Below are 23,919 nucleotides of genomic sequence, written 5' to 3' on the forward strand. Positions count from 1 at the left end.
ATCCCCCTGCTGCGTTACTGCGTTCGTTACCGCCGCAGGTTGTGTCCGCGGCAGCTGGCTATGCGCAATGTATCTAAGCCGAAGTTTGGTGGGGAGTACATTTGTCCTGTTTTCAGAACGACAGGAGACAATTGCCGTTACCCTGTGCGTTATAGTACATAAACTGTGATGTAACCCTCAGCCTGAAGAATTGGCTCTGTAAGGAAGGTGGATGAGCATGAAGCCCAAACGAACTTCTGCCCGCCGCACAGGGCGGCGGGTCTCTCGGATGAAGCGGCGGACTTCACGCCCAGTGCGGCAAGTCGCTGTAGTCCCTATAGTTAACCATCCTAATCCCTATGTTTCGGTTATTATTCCAGCCATGAATGAAGCTCAGACCATTGCGGGAGTGATATCTGGAGCCAGAGGGGTCCATCCGCGCTGCGAGGTAATTGTGGTCGTGAATGGATCCACTGATCAAACGGCAGGGATTGCACAATCGCTAGGTGCGCGTGTTATTTCCTATGAGTTGCCGCTTGGACACGACGCTGGCCGTAGTGTGGGAGCTGAGGCAGCCAAGGGAGAAATCCTATTGTTTACAGATGGAGATTTGGTGATACCTGCTTCGGGGCTGCGTCCTTACGTCACTGCTGTTAGTGGTGGAGTGGACATAGCGCTTAATGATTATTCCGGTCCGGTCCGGAAGCTGTCCCCCCATCCGGTGGTGCTGTCTAAACATGCACTGAATATTCTGCTTGGCCGTCCAGATCTGAAGGGATGTTCGATGACGGCAGTTCCGCACGCAATCAGCCGCAGAGCACTTGATATTTTAGGGAGCGATTCATTATCACGTCCTCCACTGGCGCATGCCCAGGCAATTCTTAGTGGACTGCAAGTGGTAGCCGCTCACAAAGTACCTGTAGGGAAGTTAAATGCGGTGAGACGCAAGGAAGACGGCATAGATCCATTGCAGCAGTTGATTACAGCGGATCATATGGAGGCTGTATCCCTCTTGCTGGAACATCGGGGGAACAGAGCGGGCTTTGGCGACGGAGCCCGGCGCAGAGAGATGGTGAGATGATGGTTGCAACTTTACGAGGCACAGCAGCTCGAACGGCAAAGAAACGCCCAATCCGTCACAGGTCAGCCAATCGCTCTGTAAAAGCCAACGCTGCTGCTCGCCCGCTTCTGTCTCGGCAATCGAAGGCAGGCAAGGAGACTCTGAAATTACCGAAGTTACGTGGGACTTTGTCAGTCATTATCTCCGCGCGTAATGAGGAGCAGACCTTGTCCCGTCTGCTGCATCAGGTTGCACGGCTTGAACCTGCAGAAATTATCGTCGTACTTAATGGCTGCAGTGATAACTCTTTTCCTATTTCTAGACAACATCGTCAAGCCATTGTAGTACACTGCCCAGAGTCTGTCGGACATGATGTGGGCCGGGCTATCGGTGCAAAGCTGAGTCGCGGGGATATATTGCTTTTTCTGGATGGAGATATGGTCATTCCGGCCTCTCAGCTCGTTTCATTCACGGCGGCTGTAGATCGCGGAATTGATGTAGCTCTTAATGATTTAGACTCACTGATGCCTTCCTTTGGATTATGTGATGATGTCACCCGCAGCAAACTGTTTCTGAATTATGCTCTGGATAGGTACGATCTCGGGGTTAGCTCTATGACAGCTGTTCCTCATGCGCTTTCGCGGCATGCGCTTGAGACCATAGGCTACCGTGAATTAATGGTTCCACCTAAAGCCCAAGCTCGCTCTGTATTAGAAAAGTTACGGGTGGAGAAGGTAGGAACGGTAAATGTTATTAAACATAATCGGCTGCGCAAGGCAAATACAGGGGTTGGAAATGCTGTGGAAAAACTGATCATAGGAGATCATGCTGAGGCTCTACATGAGGTTCTTTCCCGGCGAAAAGCTGGTGGTCTGCTAAGTAGTGAAACACAGCGTGAGTACCGCAGACAGGTAGCCGCTTGGAGGAATCGGATATGACGCTGACGAGTATTATTATTCCAACCTACAATGCGCTGCCCTTGCTGCGGGCCTGTGTGGAATCTATTCGTGCCTACACTCCGCCGCCTTATGAGATTATCGTAGTGGACAATGCTTCAACGGACGGAACAGACACCTATTGCCGTGCGAATCATATAACGTTTATTTCATTGCCAGACAATCGCGGCTTTCCAACTGCATGCAATTTGGGGCTACAGCTAGCGTCAGGTGATGAAGTCCTGCTGCTGAATAACGATGTAGTGGTGTCTCAAGGATGGTTAACTAATCTGAAGAGGGCTCTATATAGTGCTCCTGATGTAGGTATTGTTGGACCAGTCACAAACTATGCCAGTGGACGTCAACAGGTGAAGACCGATTATGAAGGTCTGATAGGTTTTCATCAGGCTGCTGAGAGGGCGAACCTTCCAAATCCCCAGAAATGGCTGGAGACGAGACGGCTGGTAGGATTATGTTTTTTATTCAAAAGAGAGCTGCTAACTTCCGTAGGTCTACTGGATGAGAGATTCTCACCTGGACATTACGAAGATGATGATTATTGTTATCGCGCCAGGATAAAGGGATATCGGCTGCTTATCGCCGGGGATTGCTTGGTGCACCATGAAGGAAGTGCAAGTTTCAAGCAAGTTTACAATACCGGACTGCAAGAACTGGTGGAACGAAATCGCAAGATCTTTATAGATAAATGGAATGTAGATCCTATTAATTTTATATGAAGTGCAGATCCGAAGGCAAAGGACGTAGATAAAGAGGAGGAAAGTAAGTGAAAGGAGTCATACTGGCGGGCGGAACAGGATCTAGACTTCAACCGCTGACCCGGCTTATGAACAAACATTTGCTTCCGGTCGGCAAATATCCTATGGTCTGTTACGGCATAGACCGGCTTCGCCGGGGAGGAATTACCGACATTCTTCTGGTCATAAGCAAGCAGTCTGCTGGCCTGTACACGGATTTTTTAGGCAGCGGTGCTGCATTTGGTGTATCTCTGACCTATAAAATTCAGGAAGCTGCCGGAGGCATTGCCGAGGCGCTTGATTTAGCAGAAGGGTTCATTTTCCCAGGGGAACGATTTGTTGTATTGCTCGGGGATAATCTTTTTATGGATGATCTGAAGCCTTATGTGGAGAGTTATCTTCGTCAGCCAGCGGGCACTGCAAAGGTGTTGCTGAAGCCGGTGGAGGACGCGCGCAGATACGGTGTACCTGTGTTTGATAGTCAAGATGCGGCATGGATTGCTTATATCGAAGAAAAGCCTGAGCATCCGAAGACCAATTATTGTGTAACTGGTATTTATATGTACGATGAAGCTGTATTTGATATCATCCGGCGGGTATCGCCTTCCAAGAGGGGGGAGCTGGAGATTACCGATGTAAATAATATATACGCCGCTGATCGCAGACTTAGTTATGATGTGCTTAAGGATTGGTGGAGTGATGCGGGAACGTTTCAGTCTTTACACGAGGCGGGGGAAAAGTTAAAAGATGCACTGCCATAAGGCAGTGCATCTTTTTGTTGTAATCCTACTATAGATAGCTGCAAGGGCTTTGAAATCACACGTTACTCAGAGAGCTCGAGGGTTAGAAATCCTCCACCAGATTAAATCCTCAGTTTCTTTGTATCTCTCAGAGCCTAGACGCTCCAATACTTTGTGGGAGGCTGTATTATCTTTTTCAGTGTCAGCGATTACATAGACAGCTTGGGGATGGGAGAAAATCCATGCATTAATTGTGTGTAGTGCCTCTGTTGCATACCCTTTTCTTCTATATTTCTCATCAATCCCATACCCTAGAATAACCTCGCCTTTCTCATTCGGGTAACCTTTAAGGATAATGAATCCTATAATACATTGATCTTCCCGATGGATGATGGCCCAGTTCGTTAACCATAGGTAATGGTCGGGGTCCTGCTGCACCTTTTTTAGCCTGATCTGCATAGCATATTGCATTTCATCATCAAGCGCCGCACTGATGGCAGCTAAGCCTAATTGCTGCTGTAGCTCCGAATAGTTATTTATTGCTAGCGTGAGCTCTGGGGCAGTTAAAGGTATTAGATCGATACGCTTGCTTTCAAGCTTCATATATTCCCCACCAACCTTTGGTAAACTCAGGATTGTGCATTTCACATTTTAATCCTTTTAAATGTACTTAGCAATAACGTGATTTTTATGTCATTCCAGTCACGAATAGAGCCTTAACTTGTCGAGGATCCCGGCACCGTCCCGGCTCCTGCCGCATATGCTGTAGCAGGGCGTTTGAGCAAAGGAGACATGAAGGTGCAGAGTAAAATAACTAAAGTCCTGCAGCACATGGCCCATACGCACGAACAGATGGCGCGGATTCTAGATGCTGAGCGCCATGTGGCTGTCCGTATGTCGCAAATTGTCCACGATCTGCCAGATGCCGAGCCTGATTTTGATGGGATCAGCGGGATGATCGAAAGCTCAACTCAGGTAAACAAGAACATTATTGCTTACTTGAATGCACTTGCAGATCTGGAAGAAGCGATGGCTGATGGGGTAGGCAGAGTGATTAAGGAATTGAACGGTCAAGAAGAAGAGTAACGCTATAGGAGCAGGAGGCGGAAGATGAGCAGAGAAAAGGCTTATCTGCAAATGCTGGAGTCCACCGCCGCCATCCAGTGGAACGTTGCGTTGATTCTGGAAGCTAAGGCGGTTGAAGCTGAAAAGGTAAAGCAGTGGGCACAGCATCATATCCACGCTAGAGCCTTTGATTCCCACAGTGAGCAACTGAAGGAGTCCCTCTCTATACACGAGGTCATCGTGGAGATGGTCGAAGGGCTGACCAAACTGGAGAACGGACTCTACAGCAATTTAAAAGCAGTGCTGGGCAGTGGTGAAGACGATGGTGGCGGGGAAGGTTTTGGAGACATGTCAGGTGATGGCTTTAGTTTTGGAGAAGACAGCAAATGAGCGGGGACCGTCTCTCTGAACATGCCGTCAAGCTGGAGATGATTCGCTCCATTTCGCGCAGTCAGGCTGCTTTGGCGGCCATCTTGGAGAGCATCGCCGAATTGACGGAGCAATCTGAGTTGACGGCCCGCAAATTGAGCGACAATATCAGGATTTTAAGTGGGTATCAGAGTGCGATGTGCCGGATGATGTCCGGGATTTCACTACATCGTCCTAAACGGGGAATTCCTGCTGCGCCATGGCTGAGCAAGGCATACGCCGTAGGAACCTCCAGAGAACATGGAGCACAGGAGGAGTAGAAGCATGAAGAAAAAAAGCCGCAGAACGCTACGTTCAGGCAGAACCCGTAGACGCACATTGCTGCTCTCGCGGAAAGCAAAAGTTCGTAAAGGGCTAGCCCGTAAATCCCGCAGAGTTCTTGCCCGGAAAACTGCTCGTTATGGGAAGTCAAAGAAAGGCCTATTGCTACGCAAGAAAAGAAGACTTCGTCGCAAGCTTGTTCGTAAAGTAAGGGTTGCGCAACCACCGGTGATTGTGGTACCCGTGAGCGAGGCTCCGCCTGCTCCACAGGTAATTCCGCTCCCCCCGGAGCTGGGCGTTTCGCCGGAAACGCCTCCGGCAGACGCCTTTCAACAGGGCTACACCGAAGCATACAACGTGGGGTTCGACGCCGGTTTCGCCAAGGGCTTCGAGGACGGGCATAAGCTGGAATTCAGCTAGGAGACACAGATGACAAGATCCGCTCCGTCCGTGAGCGGGTCTTGGGGTTTTCGTGCGGACTGGTTTGCTGCGCTGCCGATGTGATAAACTTCATAATGAAAGTGAAAATAATATGAGGTTAAGATGAAGGCAGGGATGATTCATGGGTACTGAGATTCGCAGAGCACGCAAAGATGAGATTGATGAAATTATGGAGCTGATTGCCAAATGCGTACAGGTGATGCAAGCAGGTGGCAGCGATCAGTGGGACGAGCATTATCCGAACCGGGAGATCATCTCCCTTGATATTGAACGTGGCAATCTATGGGTATGTGAGGAGAACAATGCGGTGGCCGGCATTCTAGTGTTGGACGAGCACCAATCTGAGCAGTATGGGAAGATTGACTGGACTGAAACGCAAGGGCCTCATTTAATTATGCATAGATTGGCTGTGCATCCCGAAGTGCAAGGGAAGGGAGTTGCGCGGCGTCTTAGCACTTATGCAGAAGAATATGCTCGCCAGAATGGTTATTCCAGTATCCGTCTGGATACATATGCTAAGAACACTGGGGCACTCGCCCTATATCCCAAGTTAGGTTATGATCGCAGGGGTGAAGTAACTTTTCCGGGGCGCACCGCTAATTTTCCGGTGTTCGAGAAGGTTCTAGAAAAGCATGGAAACTCGGAAGCTTAACATAGCGAGAGAACCAGAGGATATCTCATGAGCCATCAAATGGCTGCTGGGATATCCTCTTTTTTCGTGAAAATAACACCTTTCTCTAAACAAAAACTTTGTTTGATTAGGTAGCATTTGCGCATTTGCGCTTACGAAAAACCTGCTCAAAAGGTGATAAGTGTGCAAATAGCGTCAGCTGGGTCCGAAAGCATCAGTGGCAGTGTATGACTCGACACTATCGGACCCAGATGACCTTAAACGTGGAATTTTCCCACATTTGGGATGATATCGGACTCCAGCGCAGCTATTACTATAAAACACACTGCATATGGACCTGTTTCGAGGGAATAGCGTCACAGGAGTCCGAAACCCTGCTCAAAAGGCGATAAATGTGCAAATAGCGTCAGCTGGGTCCGAAACCTGATCAATAAGCGAAAATATGCAAATAGCGTCATCTGGGTCCATAAGCATCAGCAGTTGAGTATGACTCGATAGTAACGGACCCAGATGACCTTAAACGTGGAATTTTCCCACATTTGGGATGCTATCGGACTCCAGCGCAGCTATTACTATAAAACACACTGCATATGGACCTGTTTCGAGGGAATAGCGTCACAGGAGTCCGAAACCCTGCTCCAAAGGCGATAAATGTGCAAATAGCGTCATTGGAGTCCGAAACCCTGATTAATAAGCGAAAATGTGCAAATAGTGTCATCTGGGTCCGAAAGCATCAGTGGCTGAGTGTGACTCGACAGTAACGGACCCAGATGACCTTAAACGTGGGATTTTCCCACATTTGGGATGCTATCGGACTCCAGCGCAGCTATTGGTAGAAAATACATTGCATATGGACCTGTTTCGAGAGAATAGCGTCACTGGAGTCCGAAACCCTTCTCAAAAGGCGGAAAATGTGCAAATAGCGTCATCTGGGTCCTTAAGCATCAATGGCTGAGTATGACTCACCTGTGGTGTGGACGTAGCGACAGCAGTAGAAGCAGAAGTAGATGTAGCAGTGGAGTAGGCGCAAGGGGAACGTAGAAGTGCAGAAATAAGAGTAGTGTAGGGGCAGTAGTAGAAGCAGAAGCAGTAGACGTAGCAGTGTAATAGGCGCAAGGAGAAAGTAGAAGTGCAGAAATAAGAGTAGTGTAGGAGCTGGAGTTGTTGTAGCAGAAGCAGTAGACGTAGCAGTGTAATAGGCGCAAGGGGAACGTAGAAGTGCAGAAATAAGAGTAGTGTAGGGGCAGTAGTAGAAGCAGAAGCAGTAGACGTAGCAGTGTAATAGGCGCAAGGAGAAAGTAGAAGTGCAGAAATAAGAGTAGTGTAGGAGCTGGAGTTGTTGTAGCAGAAGCAGTAGACGTAGCAGTGTAATAGGCGCAAGGGGAACGTAGAAGTGCAGAAATAAGAGTAGTGTAGGGGCAGTAGTAGAAGCAGAAGCAGTAGACGTAGCAGTGTAATAGGCGCAAGGAGAAAGTAGAAGTTCAGAAATAAGAGTAGTGTAGGAGCTGGAGTTGTAGTTGTTGTAGCAGAAGCAGTAGAAGTAGCAGTGGAGTAGGCGCAGGGAGAAAGTAGAAGTACAGAAGTAGGAGTAGTGTAGAAGTAGAAGCAGAAGCAGTATCAGTATCAGTAGAAGTAGCAGTGGAGTAGGCGCAAGGAGAAAGTAGAAGTGCAGAAATAAGAGTAGCGTAGGGGCAGTAGTAGAAGCAGAAGCAGTAGACGTAGCAGTGTAATAGGCACAAGGGAAACGTAGAAGTGCAGAAATAAGAGTAGTGTAGGGGCAGTAGTAGAAGCAGAAGCAGTAGACGTAGCAGTGTAATAGGCGCAAGGAGAAAGTGGAAGTGCAGAAGTAGGAGTAGTGTAGTAGTAGCAGAAGTAGACGTAGCAGTGTAATAGGCGCAAGGGGAACGTAGAAGTGCGTGCAGAAGTAGAAGTAGTAGAAGTAGTGTAGGGACAGTAGTAGCAGAAGCAGTAGACGTAGCAGTGTAATAGGCGCAAGGGGAAAGTGGTGGTGCAGAAGTAGGAGTAGTGTAGGAGCTGTAGTTGTAGTAGTAGCAGAAGTAGAAGCGCAGAAGTAGCAGTTGAGTAGCAGTAGGGCCGGCATAGGTCAGTTAGATGAATAGAGCTAGGCGTGCACTAGCGGGCTCTGACCAGTTTATCATATTGCGCTATATGCAGGCAGTGGTTTAGCACAACGCGTTAGAGTAAGCAGAGATACTGTCCGAAATGGTCGACCTAATCGTGCGAAATGGCCGACTAATCGAACGAAACGGCTGTCTCTTAAGCCATGAAATAGCTCTCGGATAGCTTTTTTTTTATGTTTTCCTGACAGTAAATCTGACGCAAAGTACAGGGTATCGTGATCGAAATTTTCTTCAAACAGAATAATCGTGATCATAAATCGAATTATGTTATTTAACATAACATAAAATACTAAATTCCTTTAATTAAACGGTATTAATAAAACGAAATCAATTTTATGTGTCATGTATATTGACATATAACCTGTCTTTAGCTTATTATTGGACTATTCAAATTACAAATGAATAGCCTTTTTTCGTATATCCTTAATAATTGGTTTAAGGGTCTCTACCGGAAACCGTAAATTTCTGGCTACGAAAATATGCTCAGGCATATTTTTGTGGCCTTTTTGTGCTACATGCGTGAGGTTGTACTGGAATTAACTCAATGAGGGGGAGAAGGGCTATGGGAAATATTTTGATCAAAAATGCCGAAATCATTACGATGAACAAGCAAGAGGAAATAATACACGGGGATGTCCGGATTAAGGATGATCTCATTGTTGAAATCGGCACTGGCCTGATCCCGCAGGGCGACGAACAGATCATTGATGCTACGAACCGTACATTAATTCCGGGTTTTATCCAGACTCATATTCATTTATGCCAGACGTTATTCCGTGGTAAAGGGGACGATCTGGAGCTGATGGATTGGCTGCGCAAACGAATCTGGCCATTAGAGGCCGCGCATGATGAAGAATCCCTTTATTATTCGGCTATGCTTGGCATCGGCGAACTGATCACCAGCGGCACGACGACGATTGTGGATATGGAGACTGTCCATCATACGGATTTTGCGTTTCAGGCTATAGCTAAAAGTGGAATCCGGGCCTTGTCCGGCAAGGTGATGATGGATCAAAAAGGGGGAGATGTGCCTGAGGCGCTGCAGGAGGATACCGCATCTTCTTTGCAGGAAAGTGTCGATCTACTGGAAAAATGGAATGGTTATGGAAACGGCCGGATTCAGTATGCATTTTCTCCACGTTTTGTGATTTCCTGTACAGAGCCTTTATTAACCGAGGTGCGAGATCTGTCCGCAAGATACGATGTGAAGGTGCATACTCATGCGTCTGAGAATTTAGGGGAAATTGAGATTGTGCAGGCCATGACTGGCATGCGTAACATCGTCTATCTGGATCATCTAGGATTAGCCAATGAACGGCTTATACTGGCGCATTGCGTGTGGCTGGATGCTGAGGAGCGGCGGATTTTGCGGGATCGAGGGGTGCATGTAAGTCATTGCCCGGGTTCCAATCTGAAATTGGCCTCCGGAATTGCGGACACACCAGGGATGCTTCATGAGCATGTTTCTCTTAGTCTGGGAGCGGATGGCGCTCCATGCAATAACAATCTGGATATGTTTAATGAGATGCGATTGGCGGCGATTATTCAAAAGCCTCATCACGGACCCACAACCATGGATGCCCGCAGTGTATTCCGTATGGCTACTATTGGTGGGGCGAAGGCCGTAGGGATGGAGGATAAGATCGGGAGTATCGAGGTAGGCAAAAAAGCAGATCTAGTGCTCCTGAATCTCTACAATTTTCATACCTTCCCCTCTTACGACGTAGATCCCATCTCTAGAATTGTATATTCCGCTACGCGGGCAGATGTGGAGACAACGATAATCGACGGGGAGATCGTGATGGAAAGAGGTTTGCTAAAGACTGTGGATAAAGAAATTGTACTAAATGAAGCTAACCGTTCTATTAAAAGATTACTCACGCATACCTCGATCGTTTGAGGGGAAAGGTCGATTCGGATTCGGATATCTTATCATTCGCAGGGGATCATCACTGGACCCCCTGTTTTTTTATGAGAAAATATGAACATAAGGGAACTAAAGTGCCTTTTATGAGGTCGTATTAAGTGAGGTGAAGCTAATTGGAACTGGAAGGTCTTCAGCATAGCGAGACGATGAATGAACAGCAACTAAGAGAAATCATGAGCCGTTACGGAGAGGATATATGGAATTATATCTATTATCTTACCAAAAATTCTGAACAAGCCGATGATCTGGCTCAAGAAGTATTTATTAAATGTTATTACCGGATTGGAACGTACCGGGGGAATTCTTCATTTAAAGCATGGTTGCTTACGATTGCCAGGAATACTGTTTTTTCGCACCGGAAATCGCGCTTTTTTCGTTCGGGCTTATGGGGTGGTGTACAGCCATTGTCCACGGTTGATGTGGAGCAGCGGGGAAAAACTATCGAACCTATTGGCGTAGCCCGATCTGCGGAGATGGAGTATTTGGGTAATCAGTCCATTGGTGAGATATGGGATCTAATTATGGCATTGTCTCCAAAGCTGCGCGAAATATTGGTCCTGGATTTGAAATATGAGCTCTCTATAAAAGAAATAGCTGAACTGATGAACTTGAGTCACGGAACGGTAAAATCAAGATTGCACCGAGCGCGGCAAAAAATTCAGAACAAATTAAAGGGGGTAGAATGATGGAGGATCATAAACCGGAATGGTATGCTCAGGCCCGAAAAGGACCTTTTGGAAATGAAAAGTTTACTATGAGGCATGCAGACAACGTCATTCGCCGAATTCAAGAAGATCAACAGGGAGCGAAATCTTACTCAGGAAAAAGACTGCCTGTGCAATTGTTGGCTGTGGCGAGTTTTATTGTATTGTTGGGCTTAGGTGTATTCTTTCTGAACGGAAGGTTCCTCGGTAATGATTCAAGCAACCCTGCGCAAACTGAGGTTTCGTCGCATTTCACGGAGGCTGAGCTACAGCGGAACGCAGATCAGGTGATGCAGAGTTTACTTGGAAAGACTTATCCGCTAGATCACCGGGAATGGCTTAAGGAGCAACAGCAGATATTTTACTCTTACCAGAAAGGTGAGGACTCCGCATATATCTGGATCAATTATGAGACAGGAGAACTGGTGCAAACGAAGATGAGTAGGATTCTGACAGCTGCGGAGATCGACGCTGAAATGAATACCCGTGCGGAAGAGATCAAGGGCAAACTGGGTTATGCGAATGATTCAGCTTATGAAGTGCTCAGATACGTTGAATATGATGTTACACAACATTCTGGCGTGAAAATTGAGAATAACTTTAGGGCGGAGAAATGGCGTATCGGATTTGTAAATGGTGAATTCGATTACGCATCAGCCACGCTTGAGGCCTCGACGGTTTCAGAAGAGATGCGTCAAGCTGGGGAAGAGGCATTGAAGGTGTTGAGAGGTAACGGAGGTGATGAAGAGCTTAGTTTAGTATTTCGGGCTATGGACAAGGATCAGGATACGCTTACGCTGCAATACGGATCAAAGGTTTCGGTTACGTTCGATACTGTTACTAGAAGGGTTGAGCAGATTAGTGATACAAATCCTCGTGCTAGTGATAAAACAGATCCCAAACAACTAACGGTATTAGACCGGGAGTTATCTCTAATTGATGGGGATCGCCTACGTGAGAAGGCAGCACCTCTGCTGACTAAGATATTTAGCGTTGCTGATGTGGGCGAATATAGCTTGCTTAAAAGAGATCAGGAGCCCGGGAATCTCACCTTTCATAAGCTTGGCAGTCCTGAGATTACTGTATATTATGATAGTGATTTAACGATCTGGAAGGTAAAAGAGGATTTGCCAGCAAGCCAGTCTTAGATTGAAAGGCATAACATAATAGGCTTAAATAGGGAGGTTCCACAGCCGAAAAGGTGCGGGATTTCCCTGTTTGTAGTGGGAGCGAATGGTGCACATTTTTGATAAAAAAAGTAAGTATTGTTATACTAGAACAATCTGATATTTTACAGAAAAGATGAATAGAGTTCATAATCAGAACAAATGAAAAGGTAAGAGGGGATTAAAACGTGAAAAAGCACGGGCCGAATCGAGCTCAGTTCTATATTGTTGTCCTGCTGCTATGGTTGAAGCTGCTCCTGCTGAGAGTGCTGTTCTTTGATAGAATTGCTTGGGAATGGATTGCAGCAGATGTTGCTCCAGTCCTCTTCATCATGGGGATACTGGCGGTCATTACTCCTTCGCGGGTGAGAACAGCTGTCTATTGGACATTTAACGGGATATTATCGCTGCTGCTGTTCGCAGCCAGTGTATATTTCAATCACTTTGGTTCTGTTCCTACGTATCTGGCTTTATATGAACTGAATCAGGTGTTTCAAGTGAAGGCAAGCGTAGAATCAACGATACAGACTATTGATTATTTATTTTTCGCTGATTTTGTGATCATGGCAATCTATGTCTTGATCCGCAGATGGAAGCATGGAAAAGCCTATCCGCGTGGGCGTGAGCGATTCAGCTCCCGGAACACACGATTGGCACATATGATGGTGATTCTGGTGGCTATTCTTGGAGGTTTTGCTTTATCGGCCAATTCTGTCAATTCTGCGCGGGGAATTACAAATGAGCTTGTGCAGGCAGAAAGTGCCGGATTCCTGAATTATGAGGTCGTTGCCGCAATTAAGGTCAAGGAAGATAACAATCTCATTGGAACCGGAGATATTAAGGATACCATCGCGAAGATTGATGAGCTACAAGCTTCCTATCCTTATAGTAGTAAGGCCGCGGGCACAGCACCTGAGTATTTCGGCTCGCAAAAGGGCAAAAATGTAATTGTCATCCAAATGGAAGCTTTCCAAAACTTCCCGCTGCATCAATCCCTGAAGGGTCAAGAGCTGACTCCAGTGTTGAACAAGTTGGCAGATGAGGGATTTTACTTCCCCCATGTCTACCAGCAGATTGGTCCGGGCAATACTTCTGACGCTGAATTTATGAGCAACACGTCGATTTATCCAATCGGGACCTTGGCAATGTCCACTGGATTCGGGGACAGAGAACTGCCGAGCCTACCACGTCTGCTGAGAGATAAAGGATATGAGGCGTACACCTTTCACGTGAATCAAGTGGGCTTTTGGAATCGGAATGAGCTATATCCTGCACTTGGATTTAACGGCTATTATGATAAAGATTATTTTACCAATGATCATTTTAATGCGTTTGGTGCTTCCGATGAACAGCTTTATATTACGGGTGTCGAGAAATTGGCAGAGCTGCAGAAGAAAGGAACTCCTTTCTACGCACAAATGGTGACGGCGTCCAGCCATCATCCCTTCCAAATTCCGGACTCTTTTAAGAAGATATCAGTGCCTGATGAGTTAAAAAACACGATGCTTGGCGATTATTTGACTGCTATTAACTATACTGATTATGCCATTGGAACTTTAATAGAGGGTTTGAAGAAAAATGGAATGTGGGATAACACTGTGCTGGTGATGTATGGCGATCATTTTGGCTTGCAGCCGCAGGATGTGCCACCGGAGCAAGTGGAAAGTGCACTGGGGATTCCATACGATTCCCGAATCAGTCGCTTTAATATTCCATTGATTGTACATGTACCAGGAATGGAGCAAGGGAAGGTAGTAGAGAGAACCGGTGGACAGTTGGATATTCTTCCAATAATAGCTAACCTATTGGGGGTTTCTTTAAAAGAAGAAGGTTATACAGCATTTGGTCATGATCTCTTGAACATTGATCGTAATGTGTTAGGGATGCGGTATTATTTGCCTTCTGGTTCTTTCTTTAATGATGATATTCTCTATGTGCCTGGTAAAGATTTTGCTGATGGTAAAGCTGTGTCGTTGGATACGCTTAAGCCAGTATCGGATTTCACAAAATATCAGACTGATTATGAGTATATTTTGAAGCTAATGAATTTGTCCGACGAATATGTGAAGCTGTTACCACAGAGATAGGGGGAATCATGAAAAAGTTCTGGAAACCGGAGTATCTCGTAGGCCTTGCCGGCTGCGGTATCATTATTTATTTGCTATTCGTAGGGCCTTTTATTGGTGTTGCCGATAACGGAGATTTTTTGCGTATGATGAATACCATCGGTCTGAACTACTATGACACTGGAGCATCGTATGCCGACCAGTTTTTCAATTTTAGTCATTCCAGTTTTGCGTATGAAAATTTATTTAGAGGTTTTTATCCTTCCTCACAGATTTTTATAGTACTTGTGCCGAGATTGATCGGCGGGCTCATCCATGGCAGCTTTTTTGATGTTCGTTTGCTGGGTGCAGTTTATGGGCTTCTTTTACTGGCGGCAACTTGGCTGCTGGTGAAGTATAATGCTCGTGGCTCTTATGTTACAGGGCTGCTGTTGGGAGCAGCTATCTTATTTGTGTTTTACGATATCGGGTATGTGGCCTATTTCAACTCCTTGTTTGGAGAACCAGTGTCGATGGTGTTTATGCTGCTGACATTTGCATTAGGATTAAGATTAACCAGCCAAGAGAAGCCAACCACTAAAGGATTAACTTTGTTTTTTATCGCAATTCTGTTTCTGGTCACCTCCAAAATCCAGAATGCACCCATTGGGATTGCCTTTGCTCTGATTTTCTTGCGGTTTATGATGCTTGACGGAGAGGGCAAATGGAGGAAGCTGGCGTTACGTTTTTCGATTGCCATCTTTCTTGTATCCATCGTTTTGTATGTGGCAGCGCCAAAAGATCTGAAGCATATTAATCTGTATCAAACGGTGTTTTTTGGGATTTTAAACGAATCGCCGGATGTGAAGGGAGACTTGCAGGATCTCGGATTGCCGGAGCGGCTGGAGGTACTGGCGGGTACAAATTATTTTCAGACCGATACAGTGATTAAGCAGAATGATCCTTCGCTGGTTCCAGACTTCTATGACCGTGTATCTCATAAAGATGTATTGTTCTTCTATCTGAAGCATCCGGACCGGTTGATAGATAATATGAAATATGCTGCCAGTAACAGCATGGCGATTCGCCCGTATTATCTAGGAAACTACGAGAAAAGCGAGAATAAACCAGCAGGTGCATTATCCTATACTTACAGTGCATGGAGCCAATTCAAAAATAAACATATTCCGCACACGCTCGGATTTCTCTCCATATTCTATCTGGTGTATTTTGCGGGAGCTTTGTTCCAGTATTTCCGCAGCAGAGATATTCGTGGCAAAGTTGCCGGCGAGCTGCTGATGCTGCTAGGGCTAATAGGGATTTTCTCCTTCTTGGTTCCGATTCTTGGGGACGGAAGGGCTGACATCGGTAAGCATTTATTCTTGTTTAATGTGTGCTTCGATATGATGGTTGTAGTCATGTTTGGATGGATTATACACAAGCTGACGGGGATTGCGAGACGCTAATTTCAAGCACCTATCAAACACAAAATAACACAAAGCAAACAGCAAGTTTCCGATTTGGAGACCTGCTGTTTTTTAAAAAATATGGCTATGTTAAACTTTGTTGTTGATATTCATAATTAAGAACAAGTGTTCTATAATAAGGGCGATATAACTGTTCGGAGATGATTTGCCCATGGATTTAAAGGAACTGAAAAAGCTGCTGATACGTTGGACGATAATGGTAAGCGAGAACTTATCTACTTTTTGCAGTCCCGAACCAAGGGAGTGGCACTTCCAGTTCGAGCGATTGATGAAATTCAAGAGCAGAAGCATAAAGATGGACTTGTTTGCCCGCATTGCAAAAACCATTCTGTTGTTCGATTTGGAAAGTAGGCTGTAAGAACACGCACTGGAGAGGTTAAACGTCAACGTTACCGTTGTAAGTCCTGTCGCCAAACATTCAATGACCTTACGAACACCCCTCTGCAACGAATGAGGCGACCTCATATGTGGGTTCGTTATATCGAATGCATGATTGAGGGCTTTTCTCTGAGAAAATGTGCAGAGCAGTTAAACGATGAAGTCACGCATGTCAACTTGTTTTACTAGCGGCATAAGATTCTTTCCGCTCTGAAGCAGATTCCAACCGAAGCATTTCAAGATATTGGTGAAATGGACGAGACCTACTTTCTTTACTCGGAAAAGGGCAAGCGGAATATTACCGAACGCAAGCCACGTAAACGTGGCGGCAAAGCGAAATATCGTGGTATAAGCCACGATCAAGTGTGCGTGCTGGTTGCCCGTGACCGTCAGAAAATGACTTACTCTGGCGTACTTGGGCGTGGACGTATTCGGATTACAAAATTAGACGAAGCGATTGGTGGTCATCTATCTGACTCAAACGTGTTATGCACTGATTCATGGAGGGCATTTAGCTCCTATGCGAATTCAAAAGGCATGACTCATTGCCGATTCAAGTCCGACGGAAAACAACGTGTGAAAGGCGTGTACCATATCCAAAACGTAAACAGCTACCACAGCCGCTTGAAGAAATGGATGGATCGCTTCACTTTTAGGGAATGTAAACATCTAAATAACGTAAGGAACGAGGAGGCAGACAATTCATGGGAGGAACGAATGTATGGGATGCGGAGTGGGAGGTTAACGAAGAGCAGGCGCGGACGCTGATCGGCAGACAATTCCCTCAGCTGTCATCGAAGCAAGTGAAGCGATTGGGCTGGGGCTGGGACAATACGGTTTTTCTCATCGGTGACGAGTACGTGTTTCGGTTTCCAAGAAGAACGATTGCAGTTGGCTCGATTCGTATGGAAGGGAAGCTGCTGCCAAAGCTGGAGGCATATATAACCATCCCCTATCCGAAACCGTTGTTTTATGGCGAAGCAAGTGACGAATACCCGGCACCATTTCTTGGCTATGCCTACGTGCTAGGAGATTTCCCAATCGGTTTGACGGAAGAACGCCGGGCTTTATCGGCAGAGACGCTGGCGAAATTTTTGCGGAGATTGCATGAGTTTCCGGTGCAGGCGGCGCTGAAGTGCGGAGTTCAGCAAGATCATCGAAACTTGACGGACATAGCATCGCGCAAAGTGAAATTGGAGGGCTTTCTATCGAAGGTGGTTGAACACTTGTCGCCGGAGGAGTCCGGTGTGATTGAAGCGTATATTAGCAGGCTGCAAAAGGACCGTGTCGAGGCGGTGAATGCACTGCTACATGGCGATCTTCATTTCAAAAATATGCTTGTGAATGAGAACGGGATCGTTTCCGGCATCATTGATTGGGGCGATCTGAGCATAGGCCATCCGGCTTGCGATTTGAGCGTTGCTTATAGCTTTTTACCACCTTACGCTCGCGGCGTGTTTTTCGAAACGTACGGAGGAGCGGACGAGGAAACGAAGCTGCTGGCGCGGCTAATCGCGGTATACATCCCCATACTGATCTTAATGCAAGCGGTCGATGACGGGAATGAAGCAATTGCGGCAGAGGCGAAATCCAACATCATGCGGGCACTGTCGGATTAGGCTTATTATTTCGTTGCGGCTATGGGGCTATGGCTATCGGCACCATTTTGTCGTTTAAAGGCCGCGATAAGGTACGATCCGCCTTCTCTGATGCCGCTTTATGTTGAGGAACACGAAATTCAACAGAGTAAGTCGTTGCGCTAACGGGACACGATAGCAATAAACCGCCTTTTCAACGAAGGCGGTTTTCTTATGGTCAAATATCAACATTAGAATTTAACATAGCCTATAATATAAGAATTTATATGTTCCATGTTGTAAATTATCCTTATATTTCTCGCTTAAACGCTTACCGTCCTTAAAGGGACGTCGAAGTCGTGTATGCTTATTCATCTTCAAATAACTCACGCAACATCCCTTGACGATCGTTCATAAACGCTTTGGTCACGGTATAATGTTCGGTTTCCTCCAAGGCGACGGACCGTATTCCCTCCCCCTCCAAGAGAAAAATTTCAGCACCGGGATAGGACATCAGAATGGGGGAATGAGTTGCGATAATGAACTGTGAATCCTGTCCGACCAGCTCATGCATACGCACCAGCAGAGACATTTGACGTAAGGGGGAAAGCGCTGCTTCAGGCTCGTCGAGGATATAAAGGCCGCGGCCGTCGAAACGGTGAACGAATGTAGCTAAAAAAGACTCTCCGTGGGACTGCTCATGCAGAGATTTGCCTCCGTAGGAGTCTTTGATCGGTGGGCCACCGGGTTGTTCATCCAACTCATCAATATAAGAAGCCACATTATAGTAACTCTCCGCACGCAGAAAAAAGCCGTCCTTCGGCCGTCTAACCCCTCTAGCAATTCTAAAATACTCATAAAGATTCGAATGCGAGGAACGAGTGTTAAAAGAAAAGTTTAGCGTTCCACCCTCAGGGTTAAAGCCCCAAGCAGCAGCAATTCCCTCTAACAAGGTTGATTTGCCTGTGCCGTTCTCTCCAACAAGAAAGGTCACTGGTTTTTGAAAAGTCAGGCGATCCAGCGTTCGAACAGCAGGCAGATGAAATGGATAGGTTTGAAAGGATGGCACCAGATCACGCAGCAGCTCCGCGTGTCGCAAATACAACGTGGTGTTATTCATAGTTCCCCCCTTGTGAATTTCAAAAAGTAATCATCTTCGGACAGATTGGACAGAGATGACAAGTTTAGTGCCTCTAGCTAGACCTTTATAGTATAACAGCATCCAGCGAGTGGATGAAATCTGGTGGGGTTCGGGCAAGCCGGGCAAAAGACAGGGTACATCTGCCAATTTAGTTCTAGTAATGACAGATGTCCATGAGGCGAGTGCTGACTCCGCATATAGTTATACTGTCTTGAGAATACAACGGGGCAGGGTGAAGGCCGTGAAAGCGAAAAGGAGAAAACACAAGCGTCCGCGAGATTATCGCGACGGTTATCACGAAGGATATCGTCTTGGCATGTGTGAGGCTGTGCAGCGTCGGAGTACTGTAGAGGTCGAAGCCTGTCGGCCATTTAAGCTAATGTATGTTCCTCAAGGGTTCCATGCAATCGATACTGGGGTAATTGAGGCGCTTCAGCAGCTTGTAAGTGAGCTTGTGATAAGCACTCCAGAAACTATGCTGGAGACCGCAGCTCGGGAGATGCCCGGGGCAGTGCTGGTTATGAATGGACTGCATGTTTTTCCGGAAAATCATTTAGAACAGATTACAGAAATCAGAAAGCTGGGCATTCGGACTGCGATCTGGTTTGTGGATGATCCTTATTTTACAGAGGATACTTCAGTGATTTGCCGGCATTATGATCACGTCTTTACGCATGAGCTCGGTTGTGTGGAGTTTTATCAATCCTTTGGAGTTCCATCCGTTCATTATTTACCGCTTTGCGTCAATCCAAAGATGTTCTATCCGCGCCGTACGGCACCGCAGTATAAGTACGACATTGTGTTTATTGGCAATGCATTTCATAATCGGACAGCGCTGTTTGATGAACTTGCCCCCTATTTAAAGGATAAGAAGGTGCTGATCGCTGGCGGCTTCTGGGAACGGCTTGCGACTTATGACCAGCTTGCCCCTTTTATTAGCAATGGCTTTATCCCACCTGAGGAAACTGCGAACTATTACAGTGGTGCAAAGCTAGTCATTAATATTCACCGTCCGTGGGAGGAGGGGCAGGATAACCGGAATAGCTTCCGTTTACCATCACGCTCTATCAACCCACGTACTTATGAGATCAGTGCCTGCGGTACTATGCAGCTTACGGATGTTCGTGAGGATCTGGGCAATTATTATCGGCCAGGTTATGACTTGGATACTTTTGGCTCTGCTAAGGAATTGCAGGAGAAGATTGAGTACTATCTGAAGCATGAAAAAGAGCGCCGAATTTACGCTTTACGGGGACTACAGACAACCATGCGGAACCATACATTCACTGCGCGTTTGCCTCATTTGCTGAATGTGATTGCTTCAAGTGTATGAAATCTATAACGGGATAAAGGAGCGAGGATGATGATGAACAACAATGAATTTATTATGCCTGCACCACCGCTACCACTGACACCTCCAGAGGAAGAAAAGCTTCGTGGTCGTCTGAGTGGTTTTAAGGGCGGATATGATGAGGGATATTTACGGGGACGGCTTGCGATTTTAGATGGTCGGCCAGAAGAAGTATTTCCTGTACGGAATATTCATGTAATGTATGTGGCTTCTGGTAAAGGATATCCCTACTCTCCATTAGACGATGCAGTCCTCTACGCGCTGCAAAAATTAACCACACAAGTCACGATAACAGATGTGCGTCAAAACTTAGTGGAGTTAGCCGCCGCTCAAAGACCGGATCTGGTACTTGTGCTGGATGGTATGGATTTACCGCTTGAGCAGATCTCCGTTCTTCGGGCTAGCGGAATTAAGACAGCCATTTGGCTTACAGATGATCCTTATTACACTGATTTTACAGTTAAAATTGTGGCGCATTACGATTTTGTGTTCACGCTTGAGCGTAATTGTATTGATTTTTATAAGGGACTTGGCTGCCCTGAAGTTCATTATCTTCCTTTTGCCGCTCACCGCGAGCATTACCGTCCAACTACAACACGTTCACCATTGAATCGCGAAGTTAGTTTTATTGGCTCTGCCTATTGGAACCGGGTTAATTTCTTCCGTGAGATTCTTCCGGATTTGATGAACTATAACACGGTGATTAACGGCATCTGGTGGGACCGTCTGCCTGAGGCGGCACTCTATGGAGATCGAATTGAGATTGGCAAGTGGATGTCACCACAGGAAACAGCGGTAGCTTACAGCGGATCCAAAATCGTCATTAACCTCCACCGCTCGCACATTGATGAAGTAGTGAACAACAATACGCTTTCGATTCCGGCGGTATCTCCTAATCCGCGTACTTTTGAAATCGCGGCTACGGGTACGCTGCAATTAGTGGATGCCAGAGATGATATGGGATCTTTCTACAAACCTGGTGAAGAAATTGAGACTTTTGCAAGCCCTCAAGAAATGATGGATAAAATCCGTTATTACCTGACTCATGAGGAAGAACGCCGTGCGATTGCCCTGCGCGCTTTTGAACGGACGCTTAAGGATCACACCTACACCAAACGTATACACCAGCTGTTAACAGTAATTTATGGCTAGGTCATATGCCCGGAAATGGAACGGAAATGTGCGCTTACCAGGGGACAGGTGTCGTGCCGGCATCTGTTTTTCCTCGATATACTGTAGAACCGAACCTCAGCTTATGCCTGTGGCCTGATGAAAAGAAGCAACGTCTGGAGCGGGCTTGTATAGCGGAGCGGAAGCGACTGGCTAGATTCGAGAGCAGAGTGGAAGTGAAGGGGCGAAGCTCGGGAGCGAATTGAAATTGACTGACGAGATTCTAGAGCGAAGCGGAAGCGATGTTGCGAGTCACAGGAGCGACCATTTTCAAAGAGAGTTTTACTGCGAAGGATAGAAATTAGCGCAAAGTTTGTAAATTTTTTAAGGAGGTGAATGGCTGCTCCAGGCCCCTCGTTAGGGAGCGCCGAAACGCCATGGCTGACAAAGCTACAATCGTCCTCTTTTCACATGTATCCAATACACGCAGTATTACGGGAGCGGAGAAGCTATTGTTGTTTTTCGCTCAGGAGCTTTCTCCGTACTTTAATTGTATTCTCGTTGCGCCTCAGGACGGCAAGCTGACTTCTCAGGCTCGAAGCTGTGGAATAAGTGTACAGTTGCTTTCGATTCCTCTTTTATATGGAATGTACACTCCTTATGCAGGGTTGGAGGCAGATGCTCAGAAATTCCAGGAAAGCAGGGAGTATCACGAATTAACAGACTGGCTGAATTCCCTGCGCCCGGCGTTTGTTATTACAAGTACCTGTGTGCATGCTCTGCCAGCAATGGCTGCAAAGTCACTGGGCATTCCGGTGATATGGAAAATATCAGAGACGATAACAGACAATGAATATACACCTATTAGTGTAGGGCTGATTCATCGGAATAGTGATGAGATACTAGCTATTTCACAAACAGCTGCAGCTTGCTTTCCAGAGGACGTGAGAGCGGAAAAAGTGATCCAGCTGCCTCCCTCTTGGAATGATAAAGAGATGATGATTGAGGCTTGGAGCAAGCTTCGGAGCGAACGGCGGCGGGAATTGCGGGTTAAACCGCATGAACAGCTGATCGGTTATATTTCTTCTTTTATCAACAAAGAAAAAGGTCTAGAACATTTTGTGAAAATGGCTGTGCTTGTGCACGCGGTTCATCCAAGCTCGAAATTTGTTGTCATTGGGTCAGCTGGCGATAAAAGCTATTATGAGCGTTGTGTCCGCAAGGTAAAGCTTGAGGGACTGTACACCCGGTTTAAATTTGTTGGTTATGCTGAATGTCTTCCATCTGCCTATTGCGCCATGGATGTGCTAGTGGTTCCTAGTCTGATCCGCGAAGGCTTCGGTATGACTGCTTTGGAAGGAATGGCTTTTGGAAAGCCCGTGATCGCTTACGACTCTGGGGGCTTGCGGGAAATTCTGCACGCAGCGGGCTGCGGCGAAAATCTCGTGCCAGCATCGGACATTTCCGCGCTGGCAGAAAGAGTCAACGTCATGCTGGCGCAGCCGGGATTGGCGTTAACTCTAGGCAGTCAAGCGCGGGAGCGCGTCGACGCCGTATATGGTCCGGCGGCTTATCGGAGCCGCCTGCAGGGTCTTGCGGAGATGTGGAACCTCCGCTATTGCAGCGCACCTGCGGTGCGCGAGGCTGACAGCGTGGTGGTGGTGGAACCACCCGCTGTCCAGCCTGATTTACCCGCAGCGTCGCCGGCTTTGCCGCCGCGAAGCAAGGGCCTGCCAAGCCGCGTCGCCCGCAAGCGGCGCGGCAAAGCCCGGGCGCGCCGGCGAAGCGGGCGCCCGTTGGTTTTGCGCCGCGTTGCTCGCAAGCGGCGTAAAGGTTCTGCCCGGCGGCGCAGCACCGCCGGGGGCAAGCGCCGCCGGGCCCGCCGCGGTGGGCGGCGGCGCGCGGCGTAAATGCCTCGATTGCAGCGAAGCGGCAAGCTGAGCGCAAAGAGAGGCATATATGCCCTCGAATGCGTCGAATTCGGCTAGCCGAGCGCAAAGAGAGGCATATTTGCCCTAGATTTCGTCGAATTCAGCTAGCTGAGTGCAAAGAGGGGCAAAAATGCCCTTCATTGATCTCAATCCAGCAACCGGAGCCCAATGAGCGGTATAAATCCCGCTAAATGAGCTCATTCCAGCAACCGGAGCCCAATGAGCGGTATAATTCCCGCTTATTGATCTCAATCCAGCAACCAGAGCCCAATGAGCGGTATAAATCCCGCAAAAAGAGCTCATTCCAGCAACCGGAGCCCAATGAGCGGTATAAATCCCGCTAAATGAGCTCATTCCAGCAACCGGAGCCCAATGAACGGTATAAATCCCGCTAAATGAGCTCAATCCAGCAACTTGAGCCAAATGAACGGTATAAATCCCGCTAAATGAGCTCAATCCAGCAACCTGGGCCCAATGAACAGTACATTTCCCGCAAAAAGAGCTCATTCCAGCAACCTGAGCCCAATGAGCGGTATAAATCCCGCTAAATGATCTCATTCCAGCAACTTGAGCCAAATGAACGGTACATTTCCCGCTCAATGATCTCAATCCAGCAACCAGAGCACAGTCCGCTGACTGAGCCAAGTCAGACCATAATTAAACAG

At 47.1% G+C, this 23,919-nt stretch carries 22 protein-coding genes, 1 pseudogene and 1 riboswitch; of the genes and pseudogenes, 20 read left to right on the forward strand and 3 right to left on the reverse strand.

The window, feature by feature from the left end; translation table 11 throughout:
• Window positions 1–217 precede the first annotated feature (217 nt).
• From MHH63_RS02535 to MHH63_RS02550, 4 genes are read left to right on the forward strand one after another with little or no spacing between them, the layout of a single operon-like run.
• Window positions 218–1,060: a glycosyltransferase family 2 protein gene (locus MHH63_RS02535; RefSeq protein WP_254848867.1), complete on the forward strand. Its 843-nt coding sequence runs from the start codon at window positions 218–220 to the stop codon at window positions 1,058–1,060.
• Window positions 1,057–1,977 (forward strand): glycosyltransferase family 2 protein, encoded by a 921-nt coding sequence (locus MHH63_RS02540; protein ID WP_111505479.1) that lies wholly within the window; start codon window positions 1,057–1,059, stop codon window positions 1,975–1,977. Before MHH63_RS02535 ends, MHH63_RS02540 begins: the two co-directional genes overlap by 4 nt.
• On the forward strand, window positions 1,974–2,711 hold the full coding sequence (locus tag MHH63_RS02545; RefSeq protein WP_076142551.1) for a glycosyltransferase family 2 protein: 738 nt from the start codon (window positions 1,974–1,976) through the stop codon (window positions 2,709–2,711). Before MHH63_RS02540 ends, MHH63_RS02545 begins: the two co-directional genes overlap by 4 nt.
• Before the next feature lie 47 nt (window positions 2,712–2,758).
• Window positions 2,759–3,490: a sugar phosphate nucleotidyltransferase gene (locus MHH63_RS02550; protein WP_076130445.1), complete on the forward strand. Its 732-nt coding sequence runs from the start codon at window positions 2,759–2,761 to the stop codon at window positions 3,488–3,490.
• A gap of 66 nt (window positions 3,491–3,556) precedes the next feature.
• Here the strand turns inward: MHH63_RS02550 and MHH63_RS02555 are convergent, their stop codons facing one another.
• Complete coding sequence (locus MHH63_RS02555; protein WP_076142552.1) at window positions 3,557–4,072, reverse strand: GNAT family N-acetyltransferase; 516 nt, start codon at window positions 4,070–4,072, stop codon at window positions 3,557–3,559.
• A gap of 195 nt (window positions 4,073–4,267) precedes the next feature.
• On the opposite strand from MHH63_RS02555, the gene MHH63_RS02560 reads away from it, so the two are divergent.
• The 12 genes and pseudogenes from MHH63_RS02560 (at window position 4,268) to MHH63_RS02615 (ending at window position 17,763) form a co-directional block, all read left to right on the forward strand.
• Window positions 4,268–4,555 carry a hypothetical protein gene (locus MHH63_RS02560; RefSeq protein WP_036679726.1) on the forward strand — a complete coding sequence of 96 codons (288 nt, stop codon included), beginning with the start codon at window positions 4,268–4,270 and terminating at the stop codon, window positions 4,553–4,555.
• A gap of 24 nt (window positions 4,556–4,579) precedes the next feature.
• Complete coding sequence (locus MHH63_RS02565) at window positions 4,580–4,924, forward strand: hypothetical protein (protein WP_036679724.1); 345 nt, start codon at window positions 4,580–4,582, stop codon at window positions 4,922–4,924.
• Window positions 4,921–5,223, forward strand: a complete 303-nt coding sequence (locus MHH63_RS02570) for a hypothetical protein (RefSeq protein ID WP_051491084.1) — start codon at window positions 4,921–4,923, stop codon at window positions 5,221–5,223. Before MHH63_RS02565 ends, MHH63_RS02570 begins: the two co-directional genes overlap by 4 nt.
• On the forward strand, window positions 5,204–5,644 hold the full coding sequence (locus MHH63_RS02575; protein ID WP_139330222.1) for a hypothetical protein: 441 nt from the start codon (window positions 5,204–5,206) through the stop codon (window positions 5,642–5,644). Before MHH63_RS02570 ends, MHH63_RS02575 begins: the two co-directional genes overlap by 20 nt.
• Before the next feature lie 142 nt (window positions 5,645–5,786).
• Window positions 5,787–6,317 (forward strand): GNAT family N-acetyltransferase, encoded by a 531-nt coding sequence (locus MHH63_RS02580; protein ID WP_341171184.1) that lies wholly within the window; start codon window positions 5,787–5,789, stop codon window positions 6,315–6,317.
• Between the two features lie 2,513 nt (window positions 6,318–8,830).
• A riboswitch (purine riboswitch) is annotated at window positions 8,831–8,929 on the forward strand.
• A gap of 70 nt (window positions 8,930–8,999) precedes the next feature.
• Window positions 9,000–10,337: a 5'-deoxyadenosine deaminase gene (locus MHH63_RS02585; RefSeq protein ID WP_076130441.1), complete on the forward strand. Its 1,338-nt coding sequence runs from the start codon at window positions 9,000–9,002 to the stop codon at window positions 10,335–10,337.
• A gap of 173 nt (window positions 10,338–10,510) precedes the next feature.
• Window positions 10,511–11,050, forward strand: a complete 540-nt coding sequence (locus tag MHH63_RS02590; protein ID WP_341171185.1) for an RNA polymerase sigma factor — start codon at window positions 10,511–10,513, stop codon at window positions 11,048–11,050.
• Window positions 11,050–12,216: a hypothetical protein gene (locus MHH63_RS02595; RefSeq protein ID WP_341171186.1), complete on the forward strand. Its 1,167-nt coding sequence runs from the start codon at window positions 11,050–11,052 to the stop codon at window positions 12,214–12,216. Before MHH63_RS02590 ends, MHH63_RS02595 begins: the two co-directional genes overlap by 1 nt.
• Before the next feature lie 206 nt (window positions 12,217–12,422).
• Window positions 12,423–14,321, forward strand: a complete 1,899-nt coding sequence (locus tag MHH63_RS02600; protein WP_341171187.1) for an LTA synthase family protein — start codon at window positions 12,423–12,425, stop codon at window positions 14,319–14,321.
• An 8-nt stretch (window positions 14,322–14,329) separates the two neighbouring features.
• Entirely contained in the window at window positions 14,330–15,745 is a 1,416-nt protein-coding gene (gene wsfD / locus MHH63_RS02605) for a glycan biosynthesis hexose transferase WsfD (protein WP_076220570.1), read from the forward strand.
• Window positions 15,746–15,917: 172 nt separating this feature from the next.
• Window positions 15,918–16,822, forward strand: a pseudogene (locus MHH63_RS02610) (IS1595 family transposase); the annotation flags it as partial.
• Between the two features lie 26 nt (window positions 16,823–16,848).
• A complete protein-coding gene (locus tag MHH63_RS02615) occupies window positions 16,849–17,763 on the forward strand; it encodes a phosphotransferase (protein WP_341171188.1) in 915 nt (304 codons plus the stop codon).
• A 325-nt stretch (window positions 17,764–18,088) separates the two neighbouring features.
• Here the strand turns inward: MHH63_RS02615 and MHH63_RS02620 are convergent, their stop codons facing one another.
• A complete protein-coding gene (locus MHH63_RS02620; RefSeq protein WP_340394577.1) occupies window positions 18,089–18,841 on the reverse strand; it encodes an AAA family ATPase in 753 nt (250 codons plus the stop codon).
• Window positions 18,842–19,094: 253 nt separating this feature from the next.
• Between MHH63_RS02620 and MHH63_RS02625 the strand changes: the two genes are divergently transcribed.
• The 4 genes from MHH63_RS02625 to MHH63_RS02640 all read left to right on the forward strand — a co-directional run bounded on the left by MHH63_RS02625 (window position 19,095) and on the right by MHH63_RS02640 (window position 23,233).
• Window positions 19,095–20,195 carry a CgeB family protein gene (locus tag MHH63_RS02625; protein ID WP_076098583.1) on the forward strand — a complete coding sequence of 367 codons (1,101 nt, stop codon included), beginning with the start codon at window positions 19,095–19,097 and terminating at the stop codon, window positions 20,193–20,195.
• 54 nt (window positions 20,196–20,249) lie between these two features.
• The gene (locus tag MHH63_RS02630; protein ID WP_076134266.1) at window positions 20,250–21,365 is read left to right on the forward strand and encodes a CgeB family protein; all 1,116 of its coding nucleotides are present in this window, start codon (window positions 20,250–20,252) and stop codon (window positions 21,363–21,365) included.
• A 53-nt stretch (window positions 21,366–21,418) separates the two neighbouring features.
• Window positions 21,419–21,589, forward strand: coding sequence for a hypothetical protein (locus MHH63_RS02635; protein ID WP_175619029.1), 171 nt, complete (start codon window positions 21,419–21,421; stop codon window positions 21,587–21,589).
• 171 nt (window positions 21,590–21,760) lie between these two features.
• Entirely contained in the window at window positions 21,761–23,233 is a 1,473-nt protein-coding gene (locus tag MHH63_RS02640) for a glycosyltransferase family 4 protein (RefSeq protein WP_076280493.1), read from the forward strand.
• A 105-nt stretch (window positions 23,234–23,338) separates the two neighbouring features.
• Here the strand turns inward: MHH63_RS02640 and MHH63_RS02645 are convergent, their stop codons facing one another.
• Window positions 23,339–23,812 carry a hypothetical protein gene (locus MHH63_RS02645; RefSeq protein WP_341171189.1) on the reverse strand — a complete coding sequence of 158 codons (474 nt, stop codon included), beginning with the start codon at window positions 23,810–23,812 and terminating at the stop codon, window positions 23,339–23,341.
• Window positions 23,813–23,919 lie beyond the last annotated feature (107 nt).

Source organism: Paenibacillus sp. FSL H3-0310, from assembly GCF_038002785.1.
Taxonomy (GTDB): Bacteria; Bacillota; Bacilli; order Paenibacillales; family Paenibacillaceae; genus Paenibacillus_AQ; species Paenibacillus_AQ odorifer.